Origin of the sequence: Streptococcus mitis (assembly GCF_000722755.1) — a bacterium.
In the GTDB taxonomy this organism is placed as follows: Bacteria; Bacillota; Bacilli; order Lactobacillales; family Streptococcaceae; genus Streptococcus; species Streptococcus mitis_CM.
In genome coordinates, this window is record NZ_JPFY01000012.1 from 1 (window position 1) to 10858 (window position 10858).

12 protein-coding genes are annotated in these 10858 nt (G+C 37.3%); all 12 read right to left on the minus strand.

Annotation, left to right across the window (positions count from 1 at the left end):
- Positions 1–359 precede the first annotated feature (359 nt).
- The 12 genes from SK578_RS02335 to essA all read right to left on the minus strand — a co-directional run bounded on the left by SK578_RS02335 (position 360) and on the right by essA (position 10858).
- Positions 360–692 (minus strand): Imm59 family immunity protein, encoded by a 333-nt coding sequence (locus SK578_RS02335; protein WP_200872074.1) that lies wholly within the window; start codon positions 690–692, stop codon positions 360–362.
- Entirely contained in the window at positions 685–1014 is a 330-nt protein-coding gene (locus tag SK578_RS02340; protein WP_042750261.1) for an Imm59 family immunity protein, read from the minus strand. Before SK578_RS02340 ends, SK578_RS02335 begins: the two co-directional genes overlap by 8 nt.
- A 3-nt stretch (positions 1015–1017) precedes the next feature.
- Positions 1018–1437: an Imm63 family immunity protein gene (locus tag SK578_RS11170; RefSeq protein ID WP_042750262.1), complete on the minus strand. Its 420-nt coding sequence runs from the start codon at positions 1435–1437 to the stop codon at positions 1018–1020.
- A gap of 21 nt (positions 1438–1458) precedes the next feature.
- The gene (locus SK578_RS02350) at positions 1459–3399 is read right to left on the minus strand and encodes a glycohydrolase toxin TNT-related protein (protein ID WP_080709946.1); all 1941 of its coding nucleotides are present in this window, start codon (positions 3397–3399) and stop codon (positions 1459–1461) included.
- A 9-nt stretch (positions 3400–3408) separates the two neighbouring features.
- Entirely contained in the window at positions 3409–3693 is a 285-nt protein-coding gene (locus SK578_RS02355) for a TIGR04197 family type VII secretion effector (protein WP_042750264.1), read from the minus strand.
- 4 nt (positions 3694–3697) lie between these two features.
- A complete protein-coding gene (locus SK578_RS11175) occupies positions 3698–3952 on the minus strand; it encodes a YwqH-like family protein (RefSeq protein ID WP_323754975.1) in 255 nt (84 codons plus the stop codon).
- Positions 3844–4131 carry a hypothetical protein gene (locus SK578_RS02360; protein WP_235228577.1) on the minus strand — a complete coding sequence of 96 codons (288 nt, stop codon included), beginning with the start codon at positions 4129–4131 and terminating at the stop codon, positions 3844–3846. Before SK578_RS02360 ends, SK578_RS11175 begins: the two co-directional genes overlap by 109 nt.
- A 3-nt stretch (positions 4132–4134) precedes the next feature.
- Positions 4135–4464 (minus strand): DUF4176 domain-containing protein, encoded by a 330-nt coding sequence (locus SK578_RS02365; RefSeq protein ID WP_042750266.1) that lies wholly within the window; start codon positions 4462–4464, stop codon positions 4135–4137.
- A gap of 11 nt (positions 4465–4475) precedes the next feature.
- The gene (gene essC / locus SK578_RS02370) at positions 4476–8852 is read right to left on the minus strand and encodes a type VII secretion protein EssC (protein WP_042750268.1); all 4377 of its coding nucleotides are present in this window, start codon (positions 8850–8852) and stop codon (positions 4476–4478) included.
- A 9-nt stretch (positions 8853–8861) separates the two neighbouring features.
- Positions 8862–10016 (minus strand): type VII secretion protein EssB, encoded by a 1155-nt coding sequence (gene essB, locus SK578_RS02375; RefSeq protein WP_042750269.1) that lies wholly within the window; start codon positions 10014–10016, stop codon positions 8862–8864.
- Positions 10017–10030: 14 nt separating this feature from the next.
- Positions 10031–10273, minus strand: coding sequence for a type VII secretion protein (locus SK578_RS02380; RefSeq protein WP_042750271.1), 243 nt, complete (start codon positions 10271–10273; stop codon positions 10031–10033).
- Positions 10274–10396: 123 nt separating this feature from the next.
- The gene (gene essA / locus SK578_RS02385; protein ID WP_004261567.1) at positions 10397–10858 is read right to left on the minus strand and encodes a type VII secretion protein EssA; all 462 of its coding nucleotides are present in this window, start codon (positions 10856–10858) and stop codon (positions 10397–10399) included.

A 10858-nucleotide genomic window follows, 5' to 3' on the forward strand; every position in this document is an offset into this window, starting at 1 on the left:
CTTAAAGGCAACCAAATCCTGACTCGCATGATTACTTTCATACTGGATGATCGAGTTGTCCAAGTTCTTGACCTGATTCATGAGAAAGTTATAGTTCATGACCGTACTGGTATGACTGCTTCCTGAATAGCTCACCAAGTCTGAAATCTTGTCCTTGGTCGTGTTCAAGAGCTCAATCTCACTCTTTAGATTATCCCGTGAGCTCTTTAAAGCACTATGAAGGTTTGTAAATACCTGACCAGGTAGCTTTGTATGAAGATCACTATCAATCTGGTAATAGCCGTCCTTGTAAAGTAAGAGTTTACCAATAAAATATTAGTAAACTCTTATTTCATTTATTTTATCATAAAAGGAAGGAATTATTTGTTATTCTGTGGATTATCCCAGAGGGGGGATGGATAATATGGAGGATGCCCAGTTTGAATTTCAAGTCTATTTAACTGAATAAAGGTTTCCATTTTTTTGATAAAAAAATGTTTTGCCTCCTCATAGTTCTCAAATTCCCATGATTTCCCAATAATATAGGAACGATCATCTCTGCTATTAACTATAAATTTATTATTTTTTAAATACAGGTGAATAGCCCAAGGCAGATTACTGTCCTCGTCAAATAGAACATAATGTAAGCTCTCGAAATGACGTTTTTTAATTTCTTGTTCAACTATACATTTCATGTGATCAATATCAATCATCGATTTTCTCCCATAATGGAGAGGAGTATTCAGGAACTTCTCCACTTTTTATAGAAGCTCTATTTATTTTCACAGTGAGGTCTAGTTTTTCTATAAATTTATTTTTTGCATCCTCAAAATTATCAAATTCCAATTTTTTGTTATAACTTGCTCGATCCATTGTAGCGTAAACAAAATAATGTTCACTAGTAGAATCAAACTCAATTCGAACTTCCCATTCACCTGGTCTATGATCATTAAAAATAGAAAATCTTAAAGACTCATATCCTAAATCTTGAATGGCTGATAACAGTTCTAAACGTTCTTTGGCTTCGTCTCTCATCTTCTAGTGATCCTCTTTTTCGAACCATGAGGTATATAATGGACTGATTTTCTCAAATAATTCCTTTTCGTATTGATATCTATTCTCTTGTACTTTCTCAACTATTTGACTAACTTTCTCAAATTCATTATTTTTGATCAATTTATCAATTAAATCTACATCCTTTTCATCAATCTTTTGCGAGGAAATATTCTTAATGATTATCTTTAAAATTTGATAAGTCACCTCATCATCATCTAATTTAGAAATCTCGGATGTTATTTTTCCTCTCTCAGTAAAAACTAGATTATACCTTCCATTTCCATCCTCTATTATAGAAATTCCCTCTGGAAAGTAGGGAGGTTGTTCAGAAAAATAAATTCCAAATTCACCTAATTTTATGTTTCCAATTTTTGAAACTTCGGATTCAATTTTGTTTTTAATTTTATTAGCATTTAATTATTCCTATTTCAATTTAAGTAGAAAATTCCCTTTTTCTAATTCACCAATTGTTAAATATGTATAATATTGGATTCCCATACCAGGTTCATCAAACCAAGGTGCAACTAATCCTTCTTTTGTTGGTATTTCTTTTAGAACAATGTAGTCTGAATTCGGTTGGAGTTTCATAAAAGGAGGTAAGGCTTTCTCACCAAATGTTGCTCCTTCAGGAGAGAAATACCTTCCTGTTGAATTAGAACCAATTCTGTTTATTCGAGTTCCAGGCAATATTACGGATTCTTTATATTTTCCATTCAAAAACCCATATTCATGTATGCTACCGTCAACTCTACCCATGGCACTCTCGGGACTTCCTGGGTAAATTGTATTTCCTGTTAGCTGATTAAAATAATCCGGATTATCATATACATTTTTATTTTTAAGGTAAAATTCTGGCTCAGGTGGATATGACCAATTTCTTAATTTGACTCTATCGGATGGTTCGATACCCGCCTCCGCATACTTATGCCATTGAAGATATCTCTGACGGTCCATCGGTTCCATACCCATCAAGGTTTTCTGGAATTTCTCCTTCGCCAGATATTGGTCAAAGTTACTGGATTCCCTCGCAAGTTTGCTTTCCTCTATATTCTTCAGGATTTGTTCTTTGTTATACTTCGGTGCTTCGACATCTACTTTCACCTTATTGAGACTAAACTTGCTGGCTGCTGAGGAAGCCGTATAGCCTCCTACGATATTCCCGATAAAGTTGGCGGTTTGGGCATCTTCTTCGCTTCCACCTAGGAGCTTAGTCCCATGATAGGCAACCTGACCCGCTGTATAGGCACCTGCTTCCCCTATCGCAAACTGAGTCAAGCCCTTGACAACGCTCTGAGTCTGCCCTATGGGAATCATGATAGCACTCGCCGTCACAAAGATATTCCCAACATCATGATACAGCTTGTCATTCCCCATGAAAAGCGTATCTCTGATGGGATTTCCTGCTTTAGTCTGAATATCCCCTGCATTCCCAAGTTTGATATCCTGATCAGCCTCATACATATTAGAAGCCCCATAGGCTGTTGTCCCAAGACCCACTATACCGCCTGCAACAACTAAAGGAGTCGCAGAGCCCAAGGTTCCTATAATTGCGAGAATACCAAACGCAACGGTCACCACACCAATCGCCAAGTCTTTCCAACCATTCTTGGCACGATCCTCCGCAGCCAAGGCTTCAAAACGAACCTTGTCCCGCTCCTGAGCAGCTTGTACGCGTTCAACACGACTCTCCATCTGCTTGCTCGCCTGTTGGTAGGCTATCGCAAAGCGTTGAACAGACTGGAGTTTGGCAAAATCTCCTGACTGATAAGTCCCTACAGTCCGTGTCTTCCCTGCATGCTCTGCGATCAAGGCCTTGGTCGCAGACAAGAGTTCCTTAAAGGCAACCAAATCCTGACTTGCATGGTTACTTTCATACTGAGTGATGGAGGTATCCAAGTTCTTGAGCTGGTTCATGAGGAAGTTATAGTTCATGACTGTACTGGTATGACTGCTTCCTTCGTAGCTCACCAAGTCTGAAATCTTGTCCTTGGTCGTGTTCAAGATCTCAATCTCACTCTTCAAATCGTCCCGTGAGCTCTTTAAAGCACTATGAAGGTTTGTAAATACCTTACTTGGAAGCTTTGTATGAAGATCACCATCAATCTGGTAGTAACCATCCTTGTACAGCAGGAGGTTAGTTGAGTAGTCATTCATCAGGTTGACCAGAGTCTGAAGAAGAGTCCCATGCACCTCTACTAGGTAACGGCGCATACTCGAGATGGCCTGACCTTGGAGATTTTGATTGTTGATGAAGTCTGTCATGGCCTTGTTTAGGCTCGCAACGGACTCTCCCCAAGCATTTATCGTTTTTTGACTTTCCACCTGAACAGAGGTGATATCATCAAATTTTATATTATAACTCATAGCACCTCCCTACTGCAAACCAGGAAACATGTTTTGACCCAGGACACTATCTGTCCGATGCATCTCTTTCCCTGTGCCTGCCATCAAAGCGATATCTGTCTCCAGCAAGATCGCATAGGTCTTCACCAACTGGTGGAGTTCATTGAATTGTTCCTGATACAAGTCCAATCCTTTCGATGTAGCTGTCGTATTAAAACTTGGTTTCCCAACTCCTGCCAAACTAGCCTTGGCTTTAGACAGGCTACCGATGTGCGAGTTAAACAGAACCTCGGATAATTGAATCGTTCCATACATGGCCTTACCCCTCCTTCGTATGTAGCAGCTTCTCGATGGAATTTTCCAAACTATTCTTCAAACTCTGAAGACAGCCAATAAGGCCATTTTCTTCAATCTTTTGATTTTCCAACCTAGTGATTTCATCACAGATGGCATCATAGAAGGTATTCATCTCCGTTTGAAAACTCGTGTAGTCACTGGAGAAGCTTTCCCACTGCTTGGTGAAATCATCCTTTTGTTTGCCTTGCCAAGTAGGCTGATAATTTTTCCTAATAATCTTTTTTTAGTATAATAAACCTTTTTTTGAATTTCCCCTACAGACTTCTTGGCCGTGCGAAGACGTTCCAACTGTTCATCGATAGTCGTAATCCGTGATTGGGCAGAGGAGATGCTGGTGGAGTAGGCATTCACTCTACCTTGAAGATAATAGATTTGATCATAGTCTATTTGCCCCATGTATTAGCCTCCTAGTTCATTTACTTCATTCAACTCAGCAACATTTCCTTTAGGAATCTCTGTCTGATCTATAACCGCAGCAATATTTTCCAACATGAGGTCATTATCCTCATCACTATAACCCTCTTGAACTACCTTAAAAATATCTTCGTCATTGAAGTAGATAAGGCTATCGCCTACCATCCCTTCGGGATAGAGGCAAGCCCCGTAGTCAAAGCGATAAATATTCCCTTTGACAGGTGCCGCGATGACCCGTGCAATGATCATCATCTTCTTTGTATTTCCTTTTAGTATAATGATACTGCCGAGTGGCAACATAGTCGTTTCTTTCATAGTATCCCTTTCTAAATTTCTAATAATTGAACAAAATCATAACGATCTGGATAAAGAATATATCCTTGGTTAGGCTTCAGTGCAGGTTCATTCATGATATAAGGATAACGAGTATGATCTTGATCGCTAATGCGTACACCAAGAAAGACTTGCTCTACTAACTGATTAACTAGTTTGACAAAATTATCGTATTGATTGGTTACTAGATCCTGATAAGCTCCTGCAAAGACCAAGGTTACGCCATAGCGAGAACCTTCACTAAGGAGTTGCTTGAAGTCCAGCTCACTCACTCCAGCCGCCATAGCCGTCGCAGCAATATCAGGTATCAAAATTAACCATTTTGGATAGTCCTGATTTGGAGACGCAACCCGTTTCTTAAAGTCTTCTAATATCGTCTTCATGACATTATCAACCTCTAAAGAAGTATCAAATCGTTGAATACCATCAAAGAACTGACTGTTAATACGCTGACTAGGATCTAAAATAACAGTATTATACACTCCTGATAAACGGTTTAGGTGATATTCTAGTAATTTATAGTAATTCGTTACAAAAGCAGGACTGTCTGAGGCTATAAGAAGAGGGCGTTCAAAACTAAAGGTTGCTGGAACAACGGCTTCTCTTTCGAGCCCCAAGATAAAGTCTTGACTGCTTTCTAAGATTTCTGACATCACCTCTTTGGTTACCTTTTCTGGTAACATTGGGATACCTGCAGGAAGTGGGCCATCGTATGCCATAGCCATTGCTTCTTGTTCTGCGCGAACTTCTTTTATGTAGTCCGTATAATGTTCACTGCTGTATGGCAACATCACTTGGAATTGGACAATATCATCAAATTTAGCTATGGCACGGCCTTTGATTTCATCGAGTGGAATATTTGAACGTCCTACTACACTTGATAAGTCACTGGTATCAAATAAGAAGAGAGAAATCTTGGTCTTAAAGTTCGATTGTAGCTGTAGACGCATCGCATTGAGACGGGAAAGTGTCACAACCAGATAGATTCCTAGAGAGGCACCATCTCGAGAAATGACATTTAAAGTATCATAAAAGGCATCGACAAATGGGGCATCCATCACACTATCAAAACCATCTATCTCTATGAAAATAGTTGGAAAACTCTCATCTGACAACTGATTGTATTGCCTTAGATTTGTGGCTCTTGCTTGCGAAAGAGCATGTTTCCGAGTTTTTATCTCTCTATTCAAGAATCGAAGAGATTTCATGATTTTCTCAGTTTCATCCAAGGTGAAATAATCTGCAACATGAGGAAAATCTGAAATAGAGATTAAGCCACTGGTACCAAAATCATAGAGGTAGAAATGGACCTGCTCTGGTGTGTGCTTACGAATCACATCCATCGCAAAGTTCTGTAGAAAAGTGGACTTACCGAATCCCGGACTAGAAACCAACAAAATATGGCCTCTTTGTTCCATATTGAAGTAAAGGGGAGATTGTTCCTGTCTTTCTGGAATATCTTGATAACCAATTAAAATAGGTTGCAATGCCTCTGAACGTCCCCAATAATCCTTGTAGTTAGTCGATTGTGTATCTTTAGCATATATCTTCTCTTCAAGTGGTGGCAACCAAGGACTGGCTACCTGATGAATATGAAGACCATCAAAGACTTCACGGGCTTTTTCTACAATGGCGTCTAATTCTGTTGGAACAGCCTTTGCTTCTTTTTTATTGACTAAACCACTCAAATCTTTATTAATGGCATTGTATTGACCATTACTTGTAATCTCATACACAGTTGTGTTTTTTTGAACATGATTTCGTCCTTCTGGATTATAATCCGCACCTGACCAAGCGCTTTGGAATAACTCATAGATTTCATTGTTTCCGACTTGAAGATAGGCTCTACCTGTCTGGGTAATTTCTGCGGCATCAGGTGTTTTGATTACTTCTCTAGAATCTGCAGCATCCTGTACTTTAAGAGCTATTTTAAACTTAGAGTTCGACCAAATTTGATCGTTGACAACCCCACTAGGTTTTTGGGTTGCTAAAATTAATTTAACCCCCAATGATCGACCAATACGAGCTGTAGAGACTAATTCATCCATGAAATCAGGTTGATTCGCCTTCAACTCTGCAAACTCATCACTAATGATTAATAGATGTGGTAATGGTTCTTTGACCTTCCCTTCCTTGAAGAGTTTCATATACTGGTTGATATGATTAACATCATTTTCTGCAAAAATACGCTGACGCTTCTTAAGTTCAGCTTTGATAGATACCAGAGCTCGATTGGCCTGGTTGCCATCCAAGTTTGTAATCGTACCAACAACATGAGGTAGGTCTGCAAAGAGATTAGCCATCCCTCCACCTTTATAGTCAATCAAGAGGAAAGCAACCTCATACGGATGGTAGTTCACAGCTAAAGATAGAATGTAGGACTGAATAAGCTCAGACTTCCCTGACCCCGTAGTACCAGCAATCAATCCATGAGGCCCATGCGCCTTCTCATGGATGTTTAGATAAAGAATATCATCTCTACCTCGAACTCCTAGAGGAACAGCCATTGTTTGGAAAGTTTCATTGTCTTGCCATCGTTTTAAAAGTTCTAGTTCCTCTACCTTATTGACTCCATACATCTCTAGGAAGGTAATACTATTCGGAATCGAATTACGCAAAGTTTGAACATGATGAATACCCGCAAGATTTCTCGCAAAATTTTCCTTTTCCGATAAACTTACAGGAGGAAGAGGCGTAATTTCTTTATTTGTATAATTGCCATCCTGAAGTAATACTGTACCTTTTTTATCTCCTCGATAGTCAACAACTGTCTTAACGTGTTCTGGTAGACTCTCAAGTACTTCTTCTACGAATACATAATGAATTCCTAAATGGGATAAATCTTCATTGATGTACTCCATAATGTTGTGATCCAACATCAGACTTAAATCTGTAAGAAAGAGAATATAATGAGGGCTGTATTGCTTTTCTTTCCCTTTATCCTGCTCACTATCTAACTTTCTATCTTTAATAACTTGATAGAGCGACGTTAATAGTTGATCTCGAGTACGTTGATTGTAAACAAAACCACGGCTATTTAGTGCTTTTATTTTCGTATGAGGTAACCATCGGCTCCAATTCCATAACTCAAACTCTTCCTCTCGGAAAATTGGAATAAACTGTAAATCATGGTAACTTTGGAAAGTCGCTAATTGCATCATCATCTGTTGAACTTGTTCAATCACTATTTGCCGTGTTCCGATATAGCCCGTAGGATTTGTTAATGTATGTGTAATAGGTACCTGCTTAGTCACACGATAGTAGGAAAGTAGTTCTTGAATTTTTTGGTTAGCAGCTACATTATATTTTGTTAATTCAGAATCTGAATACTCAATAGAAAAACTAGAATTAACTTCACCCAAACCCAAACGATAAGACAGAAAATCAAAATGATAAAGTGTCTTTTCGTAAATACGTCTATCCGTTTTTTCTACCATTTCTAAAATCTGATCCATGCCAGGGAAATGATACACCAAAGCCTTAACTTGTTCTTTACGTAAGTTAGCTAATTGTGAATACTTGGTTTCCAAGTATTTCATATACTCAACAATTTTCTGTTCTTGAAGTTCCTTATGTGATTTTTTATCAGAAAAATAAGTATGAATGGAAGTCCCAATAGTAATGACAGACATCCCCATCATCATGAACATCATGCCACCACTACGTGTGAAGTAAATCGTTAGTATCGTAAAGACAATCATCGCCAAAGGGGTAATAATCAATCTTAGTAACGATTGTTTGTTGCCTTCATCATCTGTTGGTGCCGAAGCAATCGTTACTGTATCCTCGGGTTCTCTCAGAATAATCCGTGGAGAGCGATGAAATTCTTTTGAACGATCCTCGACCATTACTTCAGAAAAAGGCAGTAAGCTCGTCTCAATAGAAAATAGTGAATGAATCGATAAGATTTGTTTTTGAACGGATAAAGCTAGACCTTGTTCAAAAACAAGTTGGTCCATATCTTGAATATTTTGCGTCCCTTTTCTTCTTTCACCATTAAGATAATATGGACTAGCACTATAAATCGTCTTATTTGTCCCATCAAAGCTCAAAATGATTTCTATAGGAAAATCAACTAAGCGAATAGTCGCTTCTTTCTTATCTGATAAATATAGTATTTTTTCGGGAAGAAGGTAATACTCGGTGTTTTTAATAATCAATAAGGATACACTTATATCTTCAGCTATGGAAACCAAATGATCCCCATAAGAATAAGTCTCTCCGAGCAGTTCAACTCCCGTTTCCTTGACTTCCAACACCACATTTTCAAGAATAGGAAGATAGATATTAGAAGCTATAGAAGGCCCCAGTTGATAGGTATTCCCTGTATAGAGTGGATAAACATTGTCTTCAAAAAATAAATAATTCATAGACCACTCCTATCTTGACTCTGTTGAAGTTGAAGTCGTATTCGACTTATTCGTCTCTGGTGTTAGGTAGTTTTTCTTCAATTCTTCCAATTTACTCTTATAATTGTTTAGTTGCTCAGTACGTTGTTCAGATGTGAGGTTAGGGTTTCTCTGAACTTCATCAACCTTTTTGGTAAGACCATACATCAATAATTGTGGGTCATCTAAGTAACTTGCAATATCTATAGCTTCATCAACTTTCGACTGCCCAATTAAAACCCAGTAACGAAGATAGTCTGTACTTGATTGAGTTGATATTTTGGATAGCTCTGTCTTTTGCGTTTCTGTTAAAGGCTCTGTTTTAATGACGGAATAAGCCACCATATAAGCATCATCTTGACTAAGTGATTTAGAATCTGTATTTTTAACAGTAGATACAACCGAAGAATAATCTTGGTTTACAAAAGCCAAACGTAAACCTGAAATCATTTGTTGATTAGGCATAGCGAACAATGCAAAGTAAAACACTCCAACAATTGATAGCACTCCAATAAATGATGCAATAATGGTAGTCCACTTCAACCGCGAAACAAGTTTATTAGGAACACGTGAAAATTTTTCTTTATTTTGTTCCTTTTCTTCTAAGTATTTTTCTAGTAGTAAGGCTAAGATTTCATCCAAATTTTCAGACTTCATGATGGTCTCACAAAACAGTTTTCCTTTATAAAATGGCGACTGTCCCTCCACTAATTTTTCATAACTTACCTTTTTATCTAATAGAGATACTATCATAGCTTTAAAGTTAACTGTAAACGCCTCTAGCTTCAATGCATCATAGGGAGGCACTTGCCCTTTAACACCACGAAAAATGAATAGAGGGTTCCCATTTCGTGAAAACACTAAATTACTAGGTGATAATTCATAAGTATAAATTGAATCCTTCAGCGAGTTAAATAATTGACCAACATTGATCAGATGACGTAATTTTTCTTCCTCAATCATCGTAGTCAGCTTATCCCAAGAATAATATTCATCAGTCAATAGACTTTCAATCGTTAGTTTACCTTCTTCCTCAATAACATTTTGATTCACAAAATAAGGTTGTATTGCTGTTAATAAAGCATAAGCTATTTCACGATTTCCCTTGATATCTCCAACTACTAATTCAATTTTTTGAACTTCCATACCTGACTCCCTTACTATATTCTTTCCAGGTTTAATAAAACTCCGTCTTTCACTAATACTAGACTGCTCGTACTAGCAAGAATTTCTCCTGACTGTTGATTTCTTACACTTGGATTCATTACCTTAATTCCAATACCATAAGCATCTGAGACGATTTGTATCAATTCTTTAATCGTTAACTCAGTAGGGACCCTTAAATCTAATATTTTAGATAAAAAAGGCGAACAATCCAGACTAATATTAATGTACTCTTCCATATAAAACTCCTAAATCTATTATGCTATGCCTATTATATCACGCAAAACATGAATATTAAAGAACTTTCTATTTATAAAAAGAGATACATTTTGTATCTCCCTTTATGTATTTTTCTATCGACTTTATTGTTTAGCTATATGTAACTTTTTATAAAAGAGCGAGTAAATTGTGACAATCATCCCTAGTATAAACAATAAAATTGCAGTCCAAGAAACAGGAGACTTTACATTTTTAAGTGAAACAGTCTTTTTATCACTGTGGTTGATTTGAATCTGATTGGTAAATAAAGCAGACTGATACTCATTAACGATATTCTCCGATTCCACTTTAGTGCTAAATAAGTTTGTTTTAACTAATTGATACTTTTCTTTATCCAATTTTTTAGTTGTATCAATCAATTTATATGTCTCAGGATGAAATAACTTTGTCAAATTACTCTCCTGTTCAAAGTACTGAATCTCTGTTTTCTTGGTATTCTTATCTAAAGACGTATCTATTTGCAAAGATCCATCGTTTGCAAAAGCAACACTACCTTTTGTAAAAATTGAAAACAATAGAAAGATAAAGACAATATTTTTTTTCAT